This is a genomic window from Sphingobacterium sp. Ag1 (genome assembly GCF_000988325.1).
Taxonomy (GTDB): domain Bacteria; phylum Bacteroidota; class Bacteroidia; order Sphingobacteriales; family Sphingobacteriaceae; genus Sphingobacterium.
Genome location: NZ_LBGU01000040.1, coordinates 261113 through 283634 on the forward strand (window position 1 = coordinate 261113; position 22522 = coordinate 283634).

The window sequence follows — 22522 nt, forward strand, 5'->3', positions numbered from 1 at the left end:
TGGTTTACATATTGACGGTTCCCCAGTATGGTGTCTGATTCAGCATAGGATTGGCAGACAACAACGATGGATCAAATGGCCAAAAGTATTTCTTCGCGTTAAATTGCGACTGGTTCATTTTGCCTTCCGGAAATTTATAGACGTTAAAGTGTTTATACAACCGCACGAGATCATAATAGCGATGGCCTTCCAGAAAAAGCTCGCGCGCTCTTTCACTAAAGATGGCCTCAATGAGCGGTTCCTCGTTTGTGTAGGCAGGCAGTCCAGCTTGCGTACGGATTTCATTTAAAATGGTTTCTGCGGAGCTATTTTTACCCGTTGCGGCCAATCCCTCTGCCATCAGCAGCTTAATATCAGAATAGCGAAAGATGATGATGTTATTTTTAAAAATCGCATTGGCATTTGACGCATTACTCGAGAACTTAACATTTGCATATTTCGTACACAGCGCATAGTTACCGTTATAAACCATATCAAACACACTTTTAAATCGTTTATCGTTACTATCTTTAAAGAGCGTTTTAATATAATCCTGACTGATTCTTAAAATCGGATCTGTTAAAGACCGAAAATAAGGTCCGGCTAGCGAAAAGTATCCAATTCCCGAGTTCGTACCTTCGTTTTCCCCATTTTGGGAGATCTCAAAAATACCTTCATTGGATTTTCCCTGATAAATACTGCGGTAATTCAGACTGTCCCTTCCCACAAAAGAATATTCGCCGCTTTCCAATACCGATTTAGCCGCCTCGATGCAGTCGGCATATTCGCCCCGCCAAGCACTCAGGTGCGCCTGCAGGGCAAGCGCTGCTCCGGTATTTGCACGCAATGCAAAATCATCTTGGTCGATATTGCTCCATTTCAGTAAAGTCAACGCTTTAGTTAAATCGGCCTGGCTCTGATCCAGCACATCACTCTCTTTACTTGCAGCCAGATTTACAGCATCAATGGGCACCACAGATTCTGTTATAATCGGCACTGTTCCCCATACCCTCGCCATATAGAAATAGGCAAATGCACGCACAAAGTAAGCTTCGCCGATATAGTAATCCCTGGTCGATACATTGTCAAAGACATTTTCGTCCATCTTAGGGAGCCTCTGGATAACGCGGTTGGCCTGATCTATGGCCTGATAGAAGACATCATAGCGCCGCAGCTGATACGCAGGCCGCCAAGTTTCCGAGGCTGCTACAGCCGTGTTTAGCTGCATATTGACAATCGGACTAAAGTCTGCGTTGGTCGAAGAAGTAATTTCGTCCGTTAGCAAATCGCCATAGGCATAGTAGGCCATACCGTTGGCTTGATTTAGGGCCTTGCGCAGCAGCGCATACATGGCGTTGGTTGCGCTATTGGCATCTTCCTGCGTTTTCCAGAAGTTCTCGTCGGTTGCCGAACTGACAGGCTCAATGTCCAGAAACTTGGAGCAGCCTGAAGCGAGATACATGAAAGCACTCAGCATTAAAAACAATATTTTTCTTTTCATCTCTAACTAATTTTAAGCCACCGTTATCCGATGGAACTGACATAATTAAAAGGTAACATCCAAGCCTATTGTCCATTTCTTCGGGATCGGATATCCGTTACCCGTTGAATAACCATTGGCTTCCACTGCTTCAGGGTCCGGCACAGAAGACCAGGACTTAACAGCCACATTATCCACGACCCCATAAATGCGGAGCATTTTCAACTTAAGTTTCTTAATCATGGCCTGCGGGAATGTGTAGCTCAGCTGAATATTTTTCAGGCGTACAAAACTGGCATTTTCCACAAACGTGCTGTTGGCGATGTGCCAGTTGTCTACCGTATTACGAAACAAATTCGGATATTTGGTCTGATCGCCGTCTTTCATCCAGAAGTCGCTCGGCTTAAAATCGCCTGCAATCGCCGAATTTGTTCCCCAGGTCGAATAAAGGGCAGATGAACCGGCATCCTGTAATTTATCCGACAGGTAACCATTCCACAAAGAGCGTCCAAAGACAAAACTTACGAGTGTGGATAAGCTAAAATTCTTGTAGGAAAACTGATTGATAAATCCGCCTACGAGGTCGGGATTTGGATTTCCCATATCAATTTTATCGTTGTAATCGATCACATAATCCCCATTGACATCCCTTCTGCGCGGATCGCCAGCCTGATAAAGGACCGACCGATTAAAGTGCGCTATTCTTCTTCCGGTCAATGGATCGACAGGCACGTCAGCATTAGTCGCATATACGCCATCCACATCCCATACCTTGAATGGAAAAATAGGTTGGCCAACATTCAGGGCGCGTTGCATCCAGGGTGGTCCCACTTGTATTTCCTTTCCACCATCCGGCAGGCTGGTGACATAATTTTTATTATAAGCCATATTGAAATTGGTCGTCCACTGGAATGCCGACGAAGGAGCCATATTTCGGGAGATAATCGTCATTTCCACACCACTGTTTCTCACACTGATAAAATTATTGGAGACGGTGCTATATCCCGAAGTAGCGGGCATCGTCAGATCGTAAACTAATTCTTTGGAGTCGCGCACATAAAAATCGGCAGTAACCGTAACTCGGTCGTGCAGCAGGTTCATATCGAATCCGGCATTAAACTGCGGTGAACGCTCCCATCGGATCGTCGGTGATGTTGCCGCCGCCGCATAATTAGGAGATACTGTCGGTTTACCGTTATACGAGAGTACCGAACCAGCGATACCATTTTCCAGCACCGATCCTGCATAAGATGCATCAAAAGTCAGTCCTGTATAGCGTGCGTAGTACGAACCCGGATCGCGCCCCGTAATACCATAGCTACCCCTTATTTTGAAAAAGGATATGGCATTTTTGCCTCCCTGGAAAAAAGGCTCTTCCGAAAGTACCCAGCCGGCAGATATGGACGGGAAAATACCCCAGCGGTTATCCTTACTGTATCGCGACGAGGCATCCATCCGGTAACTTGCAGAAAGCAAGTATTTGTCCTTATAATCATAGCCAAAACGACCGAATACCGAGACGCGTGAGCGCTCGCTGATGGAAGTCGTCGCATAAAGATCCGGCCCGGAAGGGATACCGGTTACGGTTTTCACATAAGTTCCATTGTCGTTATAGCCATACATATAGTTTTCATTGGACGTGTTCCGTTCAATACCAGTACCCAAAACAGCCGTAAAATTGTGGATGTTGCGGATGCTCTTGATGTAGTTAAAATAGGTTTCCCATTCCCAGCGCTTGTTTTGATTCACCCAATTTTGTGCATAGTTTCTATTACCGGTCAGCAGTTTGGGACGAAAAAGATCGCGCGTATTATTATTGACATTAAACGAAAACTGCGAGCGCAGGGTCAGGCCATTGATCAGAAATTTCTTGAGTGTCCCAGCGAAGTTTCCATTCAGGCTGAAGGCGTTATCGCGATCCATCAGACCGTCGTAGCGCCCTGTATAGATCTGCTCATCTACATCTGTAATCTGATAGAAAGAAGAAGGAAATCCCCAGGTACTAAAAGGATATTTGGTATCGTCACCCGAACCATGTTTTGCTTTAGTAAAACCTGCGAACAAGTTGGTCTCAAATTGGAAATTGTCCGTTGGATTGGCCTGTAACATCAGGCGTGGTGTGAGGTTTTCATTTTCAAAGCCCATCATTACACCTTGCTCATAATAACGCTGTGCCGAGAAACGGTATAAAAATTTCTCCATGGTGGCACCGATACTCACATTGACATTGTTGATGTTGGCCGACTGCAGAAAAAGACCCTGCCAATCGGTATTGTTGTTAAAGGCCGGATTTAAGCTATCTGTCAACATGGGGCTAATGGACCCATTATTGAACCAGTCGTACGATCCACCCTGATAGAGCAGATTCATTTTCAGCCTGCGCTCGGCGGCTCCTACCGTGATGGGCTTCATGGCCGGACGGCTGGAAACCCCATTGTATGCCGAGATCCGTATTTCGGGTTTCCCCTGCGCCGGACGTTTGGTTTTGATGATAATGACCCCATTGGCAGCACGGGCGCCATAAATGGCCGATGCCGAAGCGTCTTTCAGGATATCAACCGATTCGATGTCGTTGGGATTAATGGCCTGCAACGGACTTGCATTACCGTAAGCCGACCGGATATCACTCACGTCGTAAATAATATTATCGATCACGTACAAGGGCGCCTGCAGTTGGTTGTCTGCTAGACCCAGGTTGCTCGTCCCGCGGATGTTGACAATGTTATTGGTACCGGGTTCACCCGATGTGCTCAACACGGTCAGACCGGCCACGCGTCCCTGCAGCATGGCATCGAAGGTTGCATAGGGCGTATTTTCAAAATCCTTCCCTTTTACGGTAGCAATAGCTCCTGTCGTCTTCCGGCGCTGCACATCCTGATAGCCCATTACGACCACCTCATCCAGCCCCGTTCCATCTTCCTTCATCGTTATCTGAAGTGTATTTTCGCCGGCACGCAGCTGTTTCTCCTGCCGTACATAACCGACGTAACTAAAAATCAAGGTCGGATTTGCCGATTTAAGCGGTAGGCTGAATTTTCCATCCGCATCTGTTTTGGTGGCATTGCGGATGCCTTTCTCTAAAATACTCAGATCAGACAAAGGTGTGCCTTTTTCGTCTTTAACGATCCCCGTGACCGTTCTCTGTTGTTGCGCATACAGCTGTTGACAGACCAACAGCAGCAACATAAAAATACCCATTAAGCATTTTTTTGGAAGGTTTTCATGCATAGTCATAATTTCGTTAAGCAGGTGTTCATTTTAACATACCGTCGACCACACATTTACCCCATCGGACAAACGCGATTCCTTTCTAAAAAAGGCGGCTACAGTATGTTAAAAAATTGATTAGTTGTTCTTTCTGTAACAAAATTAGTGCTTCGAAACAGCGGTTTTCGGTCAGATCTTACCCACTCGTTCTAACATTTTAACAAAAGAAAAAGAGGCCTATTGGCGAGGTGTAGGATTGCAGCACAGTGCATAAAACAGCAATTCCGTCTAACTATATCAGAAATATTTTTCCTCTTATGGTTAGACGGAATTGAATCAGAGCCGAAATCGCGCAGGAAATTGAGCGATCTTTGGCCAGATGGGATCAAAAGGCGTAAAGCGATTAAAAAGTCCGTTAATCGTATAGGTAATTCCGGTAGTTGCGGACGTATATCTTAGGAGATACCCCTAAAATATTCCGGAAAACACGGTTAAAATTAGTGATGCTATTAAAGCCAGCATCATAGGCTATTAAAGATATTGAATCGTGCCTTCCTAAACCCAATAATTTACAGGCTTCGCGGATACGCAGTTCATTCAAATAGGCGATGAATGTCTTTCCCGTACAGTTTTTAAAATAGCGGCAGAAGGCATGTGGCGTCAGATTTGCTTTTTCAGCAATTTCATCCAAACTGATATCCTCTTTAAAGTGCTCCTCCAAAAATTTACATAGTTTTTCAATACGGAAAGGTTTGGAGATTTCCCTTTTGGGCAATTGTACACCCGAAAGGGGCTCCAGTTCAGTAAATACTTTGCTGAGTGATTTTAACAAATAAAAAAAATTGACAAGCTGATCCAGAAAGTCGGACTTTTGCAGTATTTCAATATAATAGCACACCTGCCCCTGAAGTTTCGGCGGAACCTTAAATCCCCGCTGGCATTTATGCACAAAATCAAGGAGGTTCCGAAGTTCGGGCATGGTAGCCATGGTAGACAGTGCTCCTTTCGCGCTAAAAAATAAGGAGACAGACCGCACACTTTCACCTGCAATGAAACTTTTAAACACATGGGCCTGGTTTGTCCCCAATAGAAAAATGTCTCCGGGTTGAAATTCATGCACATTATCGTCAAGGAGGAGCTGGCCAATGCCTTCTTTAATCCAGATTAATTGATATTCCTCATGACGATGCATATGCGGATAAAACTTATCCAGCACATCTTCTTGAATATAGATCGATTTATCCTGAGGAGCAGGAACTTTGAACTGAATTGGCTTCATAACAATTTAGATTTAAATAAATGTCAATATGACACTAAATATACTATAGCCAATTTAGTATTACAATGCTTAACTAAAAGAGGTTAAAATAAGGTGATATTAGGTTATAATTTGCACATACCTGAATTAAAACCAGATAGATATCATCTTTTTTACATCATTATGAGCTTCGTAAAACCAAAAATCGCACCTATCGGTTTTAAAATTTACACCCCGGACGGGTATAAAAAACATATAAAACGCATTATTTATACCCGATGTAGTATATCCCGTAATTGGCTTGTTGAATTTACTGATCAATATGATTTCTGAACATTTGAATAATTAACTTCTTATAAAAGAAAGCAAATATCAATATTCCAATAATCAAATTGTAAATTCCCGTAATTTTATTGCTAGGGGAAAACCAATAGGTATACAAAACATATTCTATGGTAAAAAATACTAGCATCGAAACAATAAAATAAGTTTTATTTCTTATTTGCAGTATAAAGCAAAGAGGAATATTAAAGAATAAAACTAAAAAACACACATAAAGTAAGATATACAATACATAGCCTAAGGACAGTTTTATAAACTCAGACAAGGTATTTGCATTGTTGATGACCGCATTTTGAAATCTGTTTTCGATAAATGCAAGAATAAAAAAGAATACAACGTATTTTAGGAACAAATAGCAGATACTATTTAGAAGCTAGCTTTAAACATATTTCTACAGCTCATAAAAACCGTCCTCACAGCGCTACCATCCGGCCAACTTGATCTTACCATCGCTATCAAAATCCGAATTGTCCGTCACCCTTTTTAGGTTCAGCTGTTTTAATGACAAGCCTTCCTGCAGAGGCACCCCTGTAGACTTTATCCTAAATAAGGGATAAGATAATGGCTTTTCGCCCCACTCGAGCACAAAATGATAGCCATCTACAATCTTTTGCTGGTCATCCGTCTTGATGATCAAGATATTGTGGAAGGTTTGCTCCGGCTTTGCAGGATCACTATCGGGCAAAATACCCCTTGCTTTATAGGTAGCGACAAATTTATAATAATGGTATTTGCCATTTATGGGATTGAATACCAATTCACGGCTGTTGTTTTCCTTGATCAATGCTGAAAAAGACTGCTCGAAATCATCCAGCATTTTATAATTAAAATCGGTATTGATCTTATTGGCGACTAGTATATAGGTCTTTTCATCTTTACCGGCACTATTACCCTTCGCTTGGTTTTGTGCAGCGACCGAATAACAAGTGAACCAACTTAACAATAGGACTATTAAATATCTCATCCTACTAATTTATCAAAATTCAAAGAATATTACCTTAGCTGACCAGCAAACATTTCATTTTTCGATTTTTAGCTGACACAGGCACAGAACTTTTACACTACTCCAATAAACAACTCCCATCGCTTAGCACGGACGAAATATCCCAGATCGAGGCTATTTCTTATCAAACCAGCGCTTAAAATCAGCGGCACGGTAACGGCTGACCAATATATCATCTTGCTTCTCAAAGGACGGCTTTAGTTCAATTGTTAATATACTATTGTCTAAAGCACGATATCCTTTGATGATACTACGATGAACGATATAACGCCGGTACATCAGGTAATATTGATCATGGTCGAGTACCTTCATCAATGTCTCGAGGCTATAGTTGTGTGTATACTCTTTACTACTCGTCAAGGTCAGGAGCTTTTTCGCTGAGCTTTTGATAAAGGCAATGCCGTCAAGCGCGACGTAGTTATCTTCATAACCGTATTTTACTCCAAGACAAGGTGCAAGCTTGATCGCATCAGAAAGGTCCCCTCCACGCTCATCCTCCAATTTCGTTTGCAGTGCTTCATAGGTTACAATCATTTCCTTGAGGGCAGTCATTTCAATTTGCATTCGTAGAAAAATCTTATTTAGATCTACTAGCATTGTATAATTAATTGAAAAGGGAACATACCTCTTTACAAAGGAAAAAGCCACATCTCTCGATGTGGCACTACAACATATATATTTATTCGAAATCGCTCTTATTTATACGAATTGATCGATTTGGATACTTTCCAGTCATTACCTACACGTTCCAAGGTAACCAGATCAGTCTTGGTGAAGTTTTCAAATTTCAACGTCACTTTAGCCACCATATAGTCTGCAGATTCTTCTATAATATCATTACTCACTGTACAGTTCAACTTCTCGCCTTTTTGCTTTTTTAAGGATTTAACCACTTCGCTACGGCTGTTAGACTGCGCATTGGAAGCTTGGATCTTTTGATTGAAATCTTCGGCAAATAACTGCTCTACTCCTGCTGATTCCCCTTCAGTCATTACCGCCACATAGTGATCTAAAGCCAAGTCCGCGCTAGAAAGGTTAACGGTTGCTTTCTCTGATTTCGATGCTGGTTCTTCGGCTGCCATAGCGAAAGTTGATACGGCGATTAAAGCTGCTGCTGCGAATGTTTTTACTAGCGTTTTCATAATGTCTTTATTTTATTGTGTTAGTTTTTCATCTAAATAATTTGTTCTTCAATTGTGATGAAGCTATCATGAGCATTTCCATCGATGCTCATGATGGTTTTTGTTCTTATTTGTTGACTCAAAACTACAACACAATACGCTCCTAGCCTACCAGCTTTAGACCAACGCTTAGGAAAACTCGGTGAGTGGCGGGAATAGGTAGGTAAGTCTGCTTCGTATCAGATTCGTACCACGTTCGGATCATCAATAGATATTGTACAGACATCCAACAGACCTTGTCCAGTCTCTGTACAGGGAAAAACTGTTCAGAGACTGGTCAACAATTGAACCCTACATGTCCTGATCCGAAGGCTATACGAAGCAGGTACGAACACAATGCCTATAAAAGTTATTTAAACTCATCCCTAATTAGGAGTTTTTAGCAATAATGCCTAGAGCAGCGACGAAATCCGTGAGTTTGTCTTGTAGCGATCACCGAGATACCATGTCTTTGGCCATAACCATGCAGGTTATGGTAAGAGGAAAATTAAGGCTATCCAGTTTATCAACGCTTCGTTGTATGAGCTGTTGTAGGGAAAGGTGTGATTAAACTACACGATCAACTCAAGTGCATTCAAGATCTATAAACAAGGCGATACTACTATCTTTCTACTAATTCTTCTACTTTCTTTCTACTTCTTCTCCTAATCTTTTCCTAGTTCTTTCCCTAGAATATTTACATTTTTCCTTCTGAAATAGCTCACAGCCTATTGTACGAGCGTTATTAAAAGTCTATTCATTAAGCGCTTCTCCTAATTTTTTACCTAAATTCATCTATTCTTTCTACTTAATTATTCTAATTGAGCTCCACTCACTAGTTATCCCCGAGGCAACTCGCTATTTTAAATGGATCATGAAAAAGCCACATCTCTCGATGTGGCTCTACAACATATATATTTATTTGAAATCGCCCCTATTTATACGAATTGATCGATTTGGATACTTTCCAATCATTGCCCACACGCTCCAAAGTAACCAGGTCAGTCTTGGTGAAGTTTTCAAATTTCAAAGTCACTTTAGCCACCATATAGTCTGCCGATTCCTCGATGATATCAGTGCTTACTGTACAGTTTAGCTTTTCGCCTTTTTGTTTTTTCAAGGATTTAACCACTTCGCTACGGCTATTAGACTGCGCATTGGTAGCTTGGATCTTTTGATTAAAATCAGCTGCAAATAACTGCTCTACTCCTACTGATTCGCCCTCTGTGGTTACCGCTACATAGTGCTCTAAAGCGAAGTCTGCTGTGGAAAGGTTAACGTTTGTTTTTGCTCCAGGCCCTTCTGCTGCCATAGCGAAAGTTGATACGGCGATTAAAGCTGCTGCTGCGAATGTTTTTACTAGAGTTTTCATAATGTCTTTTTTATAGTGTTAGTTTTGTTGTTCTTATTTGTTGACTCAAAACTACAACACAATAGGCCCGTAGCCTATGGACTTTAGACCAACGATCAAGAAAACTCGGTAAATGGCGGGAATGGGGAGGTGAAATATTTATCTATTTCTTATTCAGGTTATGGTTTCCCGTAGCATAGCAACTTAAATGCGCGGTAAATTTGTTCAGTCAAACACTCAAGATACTCATGATTAAACAATTACTAATTCCGATTACATTTGTTAACATGTTGGCAACGAGCCAGGCACAAGAAACAAAGAAAGAAGCTGAAAAAACAAAAATGGATCTTTTTGTCTCGAAAACGGGCACTATTACCAAGTTCGTAGAGACAAAACTTCCAAAACTAAAAACTACATACAATTCTTGTGAAACAAAAATTCGTAAGATAATAAGTGGCAACGCAATGGGATACTTTTATCAGATCGAAAAACAAGGACAATATGACGACAAGGTGGCCTCTATTGAATACAGTGATCTAATTGAAATATTAAAAGCGCTTACCGCATTAAAAGGCCAGGTAGATATTGACATTGCTTCAAATCCAGATTATCTAGAAAATAAGTTTATCACCGTCGACGGATTTCAAGTTGGCTACTTCGTAAGTAAAGGAAAAGCGACTTGGTATATTAAGCTTGAACAATATGGATCTGACGCTACATTATTCATTGATCAAAGTGAGACCATAGAAACAGCTTTTGCGAATGCAAAAAGTAAAATGGACGAACTTAAAAAGTAAACGAGACTACTAAGAAAATAACAGATCATACAATTAAAATCTAATACTCATGGATAAAATAACGATTTCCCATTTGGTCGAGTTTAACAGAAAAACCCCAAAAGGCCGCCGGACATTAGTAGAAAAACTAAAAAAACCTAAGATAAAACCCGAAAAGTCTGAGAGTGGTGGCGACTATTGGATATCAGCGGTAAGCTGTATTAGCAGAGCATTTGAGGCAGGTAACAACATTGAAATAGGTGAAAAGATTGACGAACTACTAGAGAAAATTGAAAACAGCGAAGCTAAAATAACCAAAAACATGTTTCAAAGAAACATTCATATTCTTCAAAAATTTGAAGAATTCGACTTTGCCCAGTTAAAGCCAAAAAAGTTTCAACTTCAAAAGCGATCAAAAAAACAATCTATTGTTGTGTTAAAAAAACTACCATTATACGCGAAACCAAATCACGTTTTTCTTTTTGAAGATAATGGCGTGAAAAAAATTGGCGCGATATGGTTTGTCGCCAAATTAGATGGTTTTACGCAAGATGAACTTTCAATGATTACAGACATACTGTACCGTTATCTAGATATAAACTATTCGGACAGTTTTGAATTGGCTACCAATTTTTGCATAGCTTTTGACGTCACTACGATCAATATTTTATCCTATGCACAGTTAGGGAATAAAAGAATTAAATCTCCATTGATTGAGATAGTCAATGAAATCAACCAACTTCTTTAACGTATTTCAACTCAAATCCTGAAACTTTCCAAATGATCTCATAAGAAAGAATTCCGATGATTTTTGAGACTATCTTTTTATACTTAGTCCCCATAACCCTCTATTTTCCTCTCTTGCCTCATGCTGAAGCTTTACAAGCAGGTTTGTATGCTTCAAATTAGGAGGATAGGTATCTACAACAGCAAATCCGCTTTTCACTAAATCAGCATTCAGAAAAGTTCCATCCTGCAAATAGATGTAGGCCAGCAACCGCTGATATCGGTCCTTTTTCTGAACATCAAATTCAAGCTTAACCCACTTATTTTCGGTTAGCTGTCGCACATATTCTTTTGCTTCCTTTGCATAAGGTCCCTTTAATTTTCCTCGGGAATTGCGCGTCTCTGGTGCATCAATTCCTATAAATCTGACCTTAAATTTTTCGCTACCATTATTAACCCAAAAAGTGTCCCCATCAATGACCTTCGTAACATAAACTTCTTTTTGTTGCCACCGGTTGATCATTTCCTCCTGAAGTGGAGCAGTAGATTTCCCTTCCCCAGAGGCACTAATAAAATGTTGTTGATTGACCTCAGTCGGCTGTTCACTTCCGCAATTAATAAATAAAGGTAATATGAAAAAGATGGCAACCAGTATTTGCCATCTTTTTCCAAATCTTACTAGCTTTTTCATTATGCCGAAATCTTTTCATCTGCTCCCTTTTCAGGAAATAGTATGGATACCAAAACAGATAAAATAAGAATTCCCCCTACAATGCCCAAAGAAACTGGTGAAGGGATATGATACCAAGGCGAGATGATCATTTTGACACCAATGAACGTTAAGATTACCGAGAGCCCGTAAGGAAGTTTGCTGAACATATGGATAAAATTGGACAGTAGGAAATAGAGCGACCTAAGTCCAAGGATGGCAAAGATGTTGGATGTGTAAAGAATAAAAGGATCCTTGGAAATAGCAAAAATAGCTGGGATAGAGTCGACCGCAAATAACACGTCTGTAAATTCAATTACGGCAACAACAACCAAAAGCGGGGTTGCAAGTTTCATCCCGTTCTGAACAGTAAAAAACTTTCCTTGATCATAATTATCAGATACCTTCCAGAATTTCTTCACCAATCGCGCACCTGCTGTTTCGCTAAAATCCTCATCTTCATCGTCATCTCCACTTCCCCAAGATTTGATCCCTGCAAAAACTAGAAACAAACCAAAGGCTGTCAACACAAGATTGATATTCCAAGGTAGAGCGGTCACACCAAAGAAATCCAGTATCGGATTAAGATAGGTTACATTAATTAGGCCTACGCCAGCAAAGATGAAGATCGCCCGAAAGAGCAATGCGCCCAAAATCCCCCAGAACAGTACTTTGTGATGTAATTCACGTGGCACTTTGAAGTAAGAAAACACTAATATAAATACAAATAAATTATCTACTGACAAGGCTTTTTCTATCCAGTAAGCTGCCTGGAACTGGGTAAACTTTTCTATTGCAATGGCATGCCCTCCAGCATCCTGATTAAATACATAATAGACAACACCGGAGAAAATCATTGCCAACGAAATCCAAACCACTGTCCATATAGTCGCTTCTTTGGAAGAAACAATATGGCTCTTTTTGTTGAAAACACCCAAATCCAGTAACAGCATGATAATGACTGTCAACCCAAATCCCCAAATTAGACCAGGATGTAATTGTAAAATACTTTGTTCCATTTTTATAAATTATTGATTAGTTAGCGTGATAAATAATAACCTTCCACCCTCCTCATTGGACAGTAGAATCTTTTTGCCGTCAGTCAATTCAACCATTGAATTAATTGGTACATCTTTTTGCTCAGTCAGGTCCTTCATCCCCGGCAGGTTTTGGTTGACTAGCATCCATTTATTTTGGTAGTAGGTAAAATACCCAACTGGTTTCTTATCCTCAGCGGTAAGGCTTTCATTCCGTATCACTTTACGGGATACATGCCATTTGAAAAGATATTGATTGTGATAGACCATTAGCCGATGTCCTTCGGGTTTCCATACAGTATCTTTAAATTTAAAATAGAGATCGATGACAGGAAGGCTTCCTTTGTGCGCTGCACCACAGAATGGACAGATAGGTTTGGTAGAATTGTCAAATACGTACCACTTCTCATCACATTGTGGATTATTGCAAGGCTGAATAAGGTCTACTGTTTTCAATAATGCAGTCTCCCACTCGTTGGCAATGGGACGCAACATAGGGTTGTGCAGGCCATCGATAAAAGCCCGTTTAAACAGATCTGCCAAATAGGGTCCCGTTTTGGTGTAAGAAAGCTTATCAGGGTTTCCCCAGAAGGATTCCCATTTTCTCAGCTGATCGGTCTTAACAGCATTCATTCGATCAGTAGGATGCTCAACAAACAGGGCTTTTTCTCCCATCGCCATTAGTTCATCTTTTTCGGCATCGAGATCCCAAATCTTACCACCCCGCAGTGGGTGCCGTCGCAACAGATACATATAAATCAGCACTGCCAAGGCATGAAGATCTGTCTTTTGATTAGGCAGTACCCGATCGGGATCATTAAGTTTAAGGTGTTTGGTCTTTAATACCTCTGGGGCAATAAAATCGGCTGTACCAATCACCTCAGGAGGGTACAATCCGGGAACAACCAAACCATCCAAATCAATGATATTGGCAGACTTACTAACAGGATCAATAAGCACATTATTATAGGATAGATCTGAATGGGCAAGCCCCATTTGATGCATTTTCTTGACGCCCCGACAAATATTAATAGCAATTTGAAAATAACTTAGCCAATCGCCTAATTCGGACTTATCCAAGGCGAGCGGATATTGTTGATGACGAAAGGATGGTGCAGTAAACCACTTTCCAACTTTCTCCCCTCCTTTTATCATCGAATTGGCACCATAACCCTTTGCAAAGAAAAATTTGGAATCATAGATCGGTACAATGACGCCTGTCTTGCCATCCTGTTCTACCGCATCATAAGGCCAGCGGTATATTTCCTGTAAGAAATAATCACCTGCACTACCATTCTTAATATTGTCTAAATATAAAGTGACAATACGCTTTATCCGATCCCGTTGATTGAAGTCAAGGGTGTTTCGAAAAAAAGCAACCACGTACTTTCTATTGGGTGCAAAATAGACATCCTTAACACCACCTTGTTTGGGACTGCCGTCATCTATATACTTGTAAGTCCGAGACGGATCAATAATGGATTTTATAGTTATCGTCTTCATCTGTTAATAGATAATGGCTAGTGTTCTATCGTCGTGGTTACCTTTACTCCAGAAGTCAAGCCAGGTCAATAACTGATCCTTAATATGTTCATCTGTCAGAAAATCTACCTTTGCACCGTCTTCATTTTGCCCACTTAGATCTTGTAGAAAGGTATTCCAAGTTTCTTTATCTTCGAGTTTGTTTTCTGTTATAAATTTGGCATCATAGATCCCATCTGTCATCAACATCAATTTTGAAAAATCATCAAATCTATTGATCGCAAATCGTAATGGCATATCACTGTGACTGAAAATCTCTGGCATGGTAATAAAACGGGTTCCACCACCAAACTCACCGATATCGAGCAGATTGAGTAAATGTACTTCCTGTAGATCGCCAATAACAACATTGATCGGGCAATCACCGACACCAAATGTCAGGACCGCGTAACCAAAATCAAATTTTTTGACAAGCGCAAAAATCAATGTGGTGTTTAGATCTTTCAATAGAATATCTTCCTGTTTGGCAAACTCCACTAGCTTTGCATGTACATCGCGAACAGATTTGTAAAGGATATTAATGATCAAAGATTTAACCTTGAGCAGGCATTCTTCAGCAGTCATTTCGGCTTTAACAACCTCTTCAATTGGATCATTGACAATATTTGTTGTGGCCGCGGAAACAGGTTGATCATCTTTTGGTGCAGGCGGAACTGCTTCAGCGGGTGCGGTAGTATAGTAAGCCAAGCATAAATCGTTTAATTCGTGTAGAAGAACCTCGTTATCGAAAGTTTTAACAAGATATTCTGTAGCTATTTTAGATCCTTGCCGGGAAAATTTAGCCGAACCAGCTCCGTCCGCAACGGCCACGACAGACCAAGCTTCGGGCAGTGCAGACACATAAAAATGATCATCACGAAAAGAACCTTCGTGTGCATGCGAGCGTCCTCTTTGTGAGGCAACAACTATCCGCTTGTCGAGAAAGGCTCCAGCATATTTATCACTGTCCGCCTTGGCGTATAGATCATTTTGATTGCTCGGTTTATTCAGCCAAAGGTCCTTAGGATCAGCATTGACAATAAATGGGATGGTTTTAATGTCTTCCGTTGGATTTTCTTCTAGAGTATTAATAAAAACCAAGTGCAAATCCATCGTAAGTGCCATGTTTGGCACTCCACAGATACTTGAAGTCTCCGGATCAAAGGTTAAACCAACTTTATCCAGATTTTTGATCTGTTGGATGCGAATATTGGGAAATTGAGCTAGGTCAAAACTATACGCATAGTGTTTTTTCGCATTAGCATTAGTAATGACCAGTTGCGCTTCTTTAAATTCTTCCTTCTCTCTATACATTTGAAATATCGCTATTATCTGTTGTTTTAATGAATTAATATCCCTTGCTAATGCATTGATCTTCGCATTGTGCATCAGTTTGGCAAGAGTATTATCAACGACCTTGTTCTGCTCTACGTTAAATTCGTCCAGCAGTTGTTTTAAAATTGTTTCCACGATTAACCTAAAGTTCTATTAATATCAAATCCGCCTCCTGAGGCACCATAAAAACCAATATTGCCACACCAAGGGCATGTATTTTCGCCATCACCTTTAATACAATGTATTCCACCACAGGAGCAGCTGGCGAGACCAGATTGGTTACCGCAACAAGGACAATTGGGATTACCATAAAGCTCGTCGGTTGATACCTTCAAATTGGAATTGTCAGGTCCAGAATAATCACGATAGGCGTTTTCATCTATTTTATAAGCTCCTTGTACACGATAAACTCGGGTAGATAAGTCCATGATACCTGAATCTTCTATATCACGCCTAAATTTGATCAGATATGACTTATCGGTATTTGAACATTTTGCATTAACCACGACAAAATTATCATCCACGATCTGATGCATTCTAACTGTATCAACTTTCTCAATCACCTCAGGAGTGCTTTTCGATAAATTTATTGTATCAGTATTACTATTGGTCACTTGCTCACTTGTCGCTTTGATGGAAGCTGTCACCCATTTAAAAAACTCTTTGTATGACTGCGCACCGCTATTATTAAAACGCAACACATGTGGGGTCAGTTGCTCCAGTAATCCATAGTTGGTATTATCTCCTATTGAGATCGCGATTAGATTTGCTTTGCGTTGGTATATTGTATTCCACTTTTTGATAGCTTCTTCTGTATCATCTGTCGGTACACCGTCCGTAAACAAAAATATGATGGGTTTCCAATCACCTTTTCGTTCATAGGTCGTCGGCATTAGCTCGTTATCAATTGAACGCATCAATTCTGTCAATCCACTGGACAGCGAGGTTCCACTACCAATGGGCAATTTTGGCGGATAAAAAGTGATCACATCCTGTAAGGGTGTAATGACCTTGCTTTTACCGGCAAAGCCAATGATGGATATCCATACAGTTTCGAGTGCAAAAGGATCAGTTTTGAGTGTCTGAATGACGGTACCAATACCATCTTGTACTTGTTCTATAGGTTCGCCGACCATAGATTCAGATACATCTATCAAGAAATATACAGGTAACCTTCTCATGATTAATTCAAAGTTTTAAATGATAATATTCAATTCGTTCGGTGGAGGTGGAAGTGTCAGAATTTCGCCAGTACCTTGAGATTTACTGCCCATTTCAATTGATGAACTCACCCATCGAAAGAAGGTTGTCAATGTATTACTATCGGTGGTATCCAATTTGACAACTTCATCCGTCAGCTCCTTTAAAAAAGAAACTTCGGCTTTAGGACCAGCTGCACAACCAACAATAATTCCAAAATCCATTGCTTTGATTTTGGGAATGCACATCCGATATTTCTGAATATCGGATGGCTTTCCATCGGTAAAAACAAAGAGCAAAGGCTTCCAGTCACCCTTTCGTTCGGTCGATCCCTTAACCAGTTCATTGTCTATCATTTTAAGCAGCATTTCGAGTGCCTCTCCTGTATGAGTTGGGCCGCTTTCGGGGCAATGTATTTCTACTGGCTGAAAGCTTGCCAAGTCGGTCAAAGGAACTAGATTATGAACTTCACGATCAAAGGTAATGACACTGATATGCAAGGAATCCATAGCCTGTGGATCCGTACGGAGCATACTAATGAGCCCATTAAAGCCATTATTCAATGCTTGTATGGGCTCACCACGCATAGATCCTGAGGTGTCGAGCAGAAAGTAGGCTAATAATCGTCTGTTCATAACTAAGCTACTATAACTAACTCCGATGGCGGTGGTGGTAGCTGGTCCAATCCAGTTACCTCTTTTCCTGATTCCTCAACTTTGGTCGATGTAGTGGATATGGAAGCCGTTACCCATTGAAAGAATTTTGAGATGCTTTCTGAATCTGCACTGTCAAGACGTACTACAGAATTAGTAATTTGTCTTAAAATGGCATCATCAGCCCCCTGTCCGGCTGCACAACCGACAATCAACCCTTTATTAACAGCCTTTAGTTTGCTATACCCTTGCTGCCAATTATCCGTTGGGATACCGTCGGTCATAACGAAAATCAGTGGCTTCCAGTCACCTTTCTGTTCCAGTGTGGTCGTGGTTACCTCTGTTTCCAGTTTATCAGCAAGTAAGGCCAAGGCTGCACCCAAGGAAGTCACACCTGAGGCTTTAATATCAACCATCTGGAAGGATGCTAAATCGGTCAAGGGTACAATCTGCTTAACGTCAGAGTCAAAAGTGATAATACTGACAAAAGCGGTCTCAATCGCTTGAGGATTTTGACGTAGGGAATGCATCATCATCTGTACACCGTTTTTAACGGCTTCAATTGGTTCTCCGGTCATTGAGCCAGAAGTATCCAATAATAGATATACGGGAAGTCTTCTCATGGCTATAAAAATTTTTGCTGAACGGTTTTAATAGTCTCTTCCAACTTGCGGTCTTTAGTAGGTTCTCCAATGGCATTAAATTTCCATTCACCATTGCGTTTATAAAATACGCCCAGTACCATAGAAACATGACCTGCAAAACCTTCACCTTTAGCAATATTGTAGGTAGCAAACACTTCATTAACCCGGGAAGGTGTACCCTCATAGATCCGGATAGAGGCAAAAGGAATAGTCCCGAAATCATGCCCACGATAACTGTTGAGCACAAACGCGACATGAGTTACTTGACTATTAAGCTTAGAAAAATCAACCGTAATGATTTCATTATCCAAGCCATCATCGCCATCCATGTCTCCTGTCAAATCGTCGCCACTGTGACTAATGGCTCCATCTCTAGATCGTAAACTCCCGAAGTACACAACATCAACATTATTTTTAGATTCATCGAAAAGAATACAACTGGCGTCTAGATCTACCGCTTCTTTCTCTTTTCCGCCGAGCCAATTTTTCCTTTCAATAGCTCCCCAGTTCACACCCACACAAACATTTTGCAATACTGTACCATTACCTTTCTGAAGGTTGATACGTTGTCCTTTTTGAAGATTAATTCCCATTTTCCTTAATTGTATTTTGTTAGATAGTCTTCCAATCCACCCTTCATGCCCATACCCACAGCTTCAAATTTCCACTCACCATTCCGTTTATAAATACGGCCAAACTCGACAGCAGTCTCTATGGAGAAATCCTCTTCCAATTCGTATTTCAATAGTTCCTCATTGGAAACAGTGTTGAGAATACGCATAAAGGAATTGCGTACTTGTCCAAAGTTCTGACCTCGCGATATTGCATCGTGAATGGTAATGACGATGCATATTTCTGTCGCTGTATCTTCAATCTTCGCTAGATCTACGATGATTTGTTCGTCGTCTCCATCCCCATCTCCCGTAAGACTGTCACCAGTATGAACTACTGCCTCATTTGGAGATTTTAGGTTGTTGTAAAAAATAAAATGTTGATCTGAAAGGATCTTTTTGTCTTCTCCAAGAATAAATACCGAAGCGTCCAAGTCAAAGGCGCTTCCTGTGGAAGAACTATTGGTGTCCCAGCCTAGGCCGATTGTAAATTTTGGTGCATTGATGTTTTCTCTTTGCCCTTTTTGTAAATTGATTGCCATGATGTATGTTGTTTTAGTTTTATAATATTCTGTTGATAATGCGCTATAGTATGGTAGTTATTGCTAATTGCTAGATCGAACAATTCACAGCTTTTTTCTACCGGGATTTGATTTACGACCTGGAAAAAATCTACCTCATTTAACAAGAGTAAGTATTTAACCAAGCGCGTATTGAAGTGAAAACTATTACTATTAATGATGCGTATAAGGTCGGCCGATGATTTCACATCAAAATAATTGTATCGATTCTCTATATTGGGATGGATGGCCTGGTTGACGAGCTCAGCATAATAGACAAAGAAAAAAGTCCCCTGCACATTATGATCTTTCAGTATCCTCTCAACTGTCAGTTCATGGCTTCCTGTAATTTTGATATCATCTAAAAAAATACAGAACCTATCTGATATAAAATCCCGATCCAAATGATAGGTATCGTTGGAAATGAGTTTTAACCGTTGTTCAGAGTCCATATTTCCATAGTCTTCCACATAAGTCTGTTTGCGATGGATCTTACTTTCTTTGCATGCAGCCTTGCCATGCAGAAACAAAAATCTATTTAGCTCTCTTTTGAAATAAAAGCATAAGAAATTAGAAGCTGTAGGAATGGAATGATAAGGACTGGGCAATAAAACAATGTCCTCTTGTTCGAGAATCAAATTTTTATGCTTTTCCAAAAAGCCCTTGCAGAGTTCTTTTGCAAATTTCTCGGCATAAATCGTCTCTCCAAACTTAAAGCGACTGTATTCCATTTCTGAAAAAGGACATACATGTTGATGTTCAACATGATGTAAGCTATATCTGTACATTATAATTTATTGGATTAATATTGCGTTAAAACCATAATTGATAGCGCCATTATAATCTGCTTTTCGATTATCACCTATATGGACAATATCTTTTTTCTTAATCGTTCGCTGTTGTCTTATTTTTTGGAAAACAAGGTCAAAAGCTATATTATTTGGTTTGGATACCCCTATTTCATCTGAATAAAGTTGAAAAGAGAAGAAGTCCGATAGCTCATAATATTCTAGTACTCGACGTAACACATTACCTTCCAGAAATGCAGTATTGCTTAAAAGACTTAGGGTCTTCCCCTTGGAAACTATTGTTTCGAATACGCTTTTCTGATTATCATTCAGGAGAATAGGCTTATAGTCCCAAAAAAGAATATCGACTTCCCTCGTGAATTCCGTCAAACGCTCTTTGAGCTCTGTATCGAAATCAATTCCTAATTCATTTAAAATCAAACAGTAGATAAATTCACGATCTATATGTTTTCCTGTTATCTCACTGATCTGATTACTCAGGATATCGTAATGCCGGACGACTATACCTATATCTTCGATCTTTTTATCGACGCAAAAGAAATCCCGTAGCAACATATTTCTCTTTTGTTTGAAATGAGGATTTGATTTGATGAGTGTAAGCCATAGATCAAAGGAATAGTGTTCAAATATTGAGGTATCAATAACCATAATGATTTCCTATTTTGATCCGGCCGTCCATTGCATTCCCCATCGGTAAGCCTTGTCACAGTCTCCATGCGAATTATGGAAAGTCACCAGTTTTCTGACAGTGATTGAATTTTGAGAAAAGAGTATTTCAGCAATCGCACAGAATTTGTTGTGACTGGATTGTGCTCCCATCTGTACTTCTATTTCCGCATTACCAGGGACCTTTACAGTGACAACACCATTTGTTTCTTGCCAACGTGCTGCCCCTTCGTAAATGAAACAGTATATAACCATCCGTTTCAGATCTTTTAGTCCAGCCGGATTTACAATGATATTTTCGCCGGAACCAGAGCTGCTCCCTCTATCATCACCAGTATGCCATATCCAGGGTTCAGCCACATAACGTCCTTGCCGGGTCAAACGATCCTTGGTGCCTCCCTTGCCACCGGAAAACTGAAGACCATCGATAACAGTTTTCTCTCCGTTATTCAACTCATAGAAACATCCCAGATCCAGGTCGATATCCTTACTGAATAAACTTCCAAATATTCCCTTTTTTGTTCCTTTTGACCAATTCAAATTGATATTGATCTCCTGTGTAATTGGATTACCTTTTTTTGATAAGTCAATAAAATGCGAGTCACCTTTCTTTTCAAGGGTGATTTTCTCTAGGTTAATAGCCATAATTTATATTATTTTATAATTTGTCCTTTATAATATTTTGACAGGAAGAAGGCTAGATCTTCTTTATAGCCCATACCAGAAGCTTCAAATTTCCAGCTATCATTTCGACGATAAAGACGCCCGAACTCAACGGCGGTTTCAAGAGAAAAATCTTCTCCTAATTCGTATTTCGCAACTTCTTGTCCATTGCTATCATCTACAATTCGTATGTAGGAATTTCTTACCTGTCCATAATTTTGCCTGCGGGCAATCGCATCATGGATGGTGACCACAAAGGATATCTCTGTAATTCGTGAATCTACTTTTGATAAATCAACTTGAATACTTTCATCATCTCCATCGGCACTATTTCCACCGGTTGGATCATCACCTGTATGATGAAGTGCGCCATCTGGAGAATCTGTATTTCCATAAAAAATAAAGAAAGGTTCAGCTGGTATCTGTTTGAATTGATCAATCATAAATGCGGATGCATCTAAGTCAAAATCATTCCCTGTTCCTTCATTAGGATCCCAGCCCAATCCTATGGTAATCTTTGTAAGTCCAACTTCGATCCGTTGTCCTTTTTGTAGGTTAATAGCCATATTTATCTGCTAACAAAAGTTTAGTTAATTTGGCGAGATAAACTATGATGTACACAGTATTACCTCGCTGAGAACAAAACTAACTAGATCAAAGCAGCGTTCTTTACGGGAAACCGTAGCTCATAAAAATTAAATCAGAATCTTAACATGATAATCAAAATATGATGTTACCAAAACTGAAAAGTTCATTTCAATACCTTACAACCTATTTTTACTATCATTTTGTCTTATAGTTTTGTCAACAGAAGTACTTTAAATAAAACAAT

At 40.2% G+C, this 22522-nt stretch carries 22 protein-coding genes; 2 read left to right on the top strand and 20 right to left on the bottom strand.

What is annotated here, in order from left to right; all coding sequences use genetic code 11:
- Positions 1 to 4: 4 nt before the first annotated feature.
- The 7 genes from AAW12_RS14605 to AAW12_RS14640 all read right to left on the bottom strand — a co-directional run bounded on the left by AAW12_RS14605 (position 5) and on the right by AAW12_RS14640 (position 9801).
- On the bottom strand, positions 5 to 1480 hold the full coding sequence (locus tag AAW12_RS14605) for a RagB/SusD family nutrient uptake outer membrane protein (protein WP_046674339.1): 1476 nt from the start codon (positions 1478 to 1480) through the stop codon (positions 5 to 7).
- A gap of 45 nt (positions 1481 to 1525) precedes the next feature.
- Positions 1526 to 4657: a SusC/RagA family TonB-linked outer membrane protein gene (locus AAW12_RS14610; protein ID WP_197084046.1), complete on the bottom strand. Its 3132-nt coding sequence runs from the start codon at positions 4655 to 4657 to the stop codon at positions 1526 to 1528.
- Positions 4658 to 5081: 424 nt separating this feature from the next.
- Positions 5082 to 5945, bottom strand: coding sequence for an AraC family transcriptional regulator (locus AAW12_RS14615; protein ID WP_046674341.1), 864 nt, complete (start codon positions 5943 to 5945; stop codon positions 5082 to 5084).
- A 742-nt stretch (positions 5946 to 6687) separates the two neighbouring features.
- The gene (locus AAW12_RS14625; RefSeq protein ID WP_046674343.1) at positions 6688 to 7230 is read right to left on the bottom strand and encodes a hypothetical protein; all 543 of its coding nucleotides are present in this window, start codon (positions 7228 to 7230) and stop codon (positions 6688 to 6690) included.
- 153 nt (positions 7231 to 7383) lie between these two features.
- Positions 7384 to 7866 (bottom strand): LytTR family DNA-binding domain-containing protein, encoded by a 483-nt coding sequence (locus tag AAW12_RS14630; protein WP_084823194.1) that lies wholly within the window; start codon positions 7864 to 7866, stop codon positions 7384 to 7386.
- A gap of 98 nt (positions 7867 to 7964) precedes the next feature.
- Positions 7965 to 8411 carry a nuclear transport factor 2 family protein gene (locus tag AAW12_RS14635; RefSeq protein ID WP_046674345.1) on the bottom strand — a complete coding sequence of 149 codons (447 nt, stop codon included), beginning with the start codon at positions 8409 to 8411 and terminating at the stop codon, positions 7965 to 7967.
- Between the two features lie 952 nt (positions 8412 to 9363).
- Positions 9364 to 9801, bottom strand: a complete 438-nt coding sequence (locus AAW12_RS14640) for a nuclear transport factor 2 family protein (protein WP_156167660.1) — start codon at positions 9799 to 9801, stop codon at positions 9364 to 9366.
- A 227-nt stretch (positions 9802 to 10028) separates the two neighbouring features.
- On the opposite strand from AAW12_RS14640, the gene AAW12_RS14645 reads away from it, so the two are divergent.
- Positions 10029 to 10577, top strand: coding sequence for a hypothetical protein (locus AAW12_RS14645; RefSeq protein WP_046674347.1), 549 nt, complete (start codon positions 10029 to 10031; stop codon positions 10575 to 10577).
- A gap of 49 nt (positions 10578 to 10626) precedes the next feature.
- On the top strand, positions 10627 to 11304 hold the full coding sequence (locus AAW12_RS14650) for a hypothetical protein (RefSeq protein ID WP_046674348.1): 678 nt from the start codon (positions 10627 to 10629) through the stop codon (positions 11302 to 11304).
- Positions 11305 to 11373: 69 nt separating this feature from the next.
- On the opposite strand, the gene AAW12_RS14655 is transcribed toward AAW12_RS14650, so the two are convergent.
- From AAW12_RS14655 to AAW12_RS14715, 13 genes are read right to left on the bottom strand one after another with little or no spacing between them, the layout of a single operon-like run.
- A complete protein-coding gene (locus AAW12_RS14655; RefSeq protein WP_197084047.1) occupies positions 11374 to 11973 on the bottom strand; it encodes a thermonuclease family protein in 600 nt (199 codons plus the stop codon).
- Entirely contained in the window at positions 11973 to 13010 is a 1038-nt protein-coding gene (locus AAW12_RS14660; RefSeq protein WP_046674349.1) for a TerC/Alx family metal homeostasis membrane protein, read from the bottom strand. The genes AAW12_RS14655 and AAW12_RS14660 overlap by 1 nt, the downstream gene beginning before the upstream one ends.
- A gap of 9 nt (positions 13011 to 13019) precedes the next feature.
- Positions 13020 to 14531, bottom strand: coding sequence for a helix-hairpin-helix domain-containing protein (locus AAW12_RS14665; protein ID WP_046674350.1), 1512 nt, complete (start codon positions 14529 to 14531; stop codon positions 13020 to 13022).
- Between the two features lie 3 nt (positions 14532 to 14534).
- On the bottom strand, positions 14535 to 16019 hold the full coding sequence (locus AAW12_RS14670; protein WP_046674351.1) for a PP2C family serine/threonine-protein phosphatase: 1485 nt from the start codon (positions 16017 to 16019) through the stop codon (positions 14535 to 14537).
- Between the two features lie 2 nt (positions 16020 to 16021).
- Positions 16022 to 17065 carry a TerY-C metal binding domain-containing protein gene (locus AAW12_RS14675; protein ID WP_046674352.1) on the bottom strand — a complete coding sequence of 348 codons (1044 nt, stop codon included), beginning with the start codon at positions 17063 to 17065 and terminating at the stop codon, positions 16022 to 16024.
- A 15-nt stretch (positions 17066 to 17080) separates the two neighbouring features.
- Entirely contained in the window at positions 17081 to 17719 is a 639-nt protein-coding gene (locus tag AAW12_RS14680; protein WP_046674353.1) for a vWA domain-containing protein, read from the bottom strand.
- Positions 17720 to 17721: 2 nt separating this feature from the next.
- On the bottom strand, positions 17722 to 18360 hold the full coding sequence (locus tag AAW12_RS14685) for a vWA domain-containing protein (RefSeq protein WP_046674354.1): 639 nt from the start codon (positions 18358 to 18360) through the stop codon (positions 17722 to 17724).
- Between the two features lie 2 nt (positions 18361 to 18362).
- A complete protein-coding gene (locus tag AAW12_RS14690; RefSeq protein WP_046674355.1) occupies positions 18363 to 18974 on the bottom strand; it encodes a TerD family protein in 612 nt (203 codons plus the stop codon).
- A gap of 5 nt (positions 18975 to 18979) precedes the next feature.
- On the bottom strand, positions 18980 to 19534 hold the full coding sequence (locus tag AAW12_RS14695; protein WP_046674356.1) for a TerD family protein: 555 nt from the start codon (positions 19532 to 19534) through the stop codon (positions 18980 to 18982).
- Entirely contained in the window at positions 19468 to 20340 is an 873-nt protein-coding gene (locus AAW12_RS14700) for a phosphoribosyltransferase family protein (RefSeq protein WP_053003726.1), read from the bottom strand. Before AAW12_RS14700 ends, AAW12_RS14695 begins: the two co-directional genes overlap by 67 nt.
- Before the next feature lie 6 nt (positions 20341 to 20346).
- Positions 20347 to 21009: an HAD family hydrolase gene (locus tag AAW12_RS14705; protein WP_046674358.1), complete on the bottom strand. Its 663-nt coding sequence runs from the start codon at positions 21007 to 21009 to the stop codon at positions 20347 to 20349.
- A gap of 9 nt (positions 21010 to 21018) precedes the next feature.
- Positions 21019 to 21672, bottom strand: a complete 654-nt coding sequence (locus AAW12_RS14710; RefSeq protein WP_046674359.1) for a stress protein — start codon at positions 21670 to 21672, stop codon at positions 21019 to 21021.
- An 8-nt stretch (positions 21673 to 21680) separates the two neighbouring features.
- Complete coding sequence (locus tag AAW12_RS14715) at positions 21681 to 22256, bottom strand: TerD family protein (protein WP_046674360.1); 576 nt, start codon at positions 22254 to 22256, stop codon at positions 21681 to 21683.
- Positions 22257 to 22522: the final 266 nt, after the last annotated feature.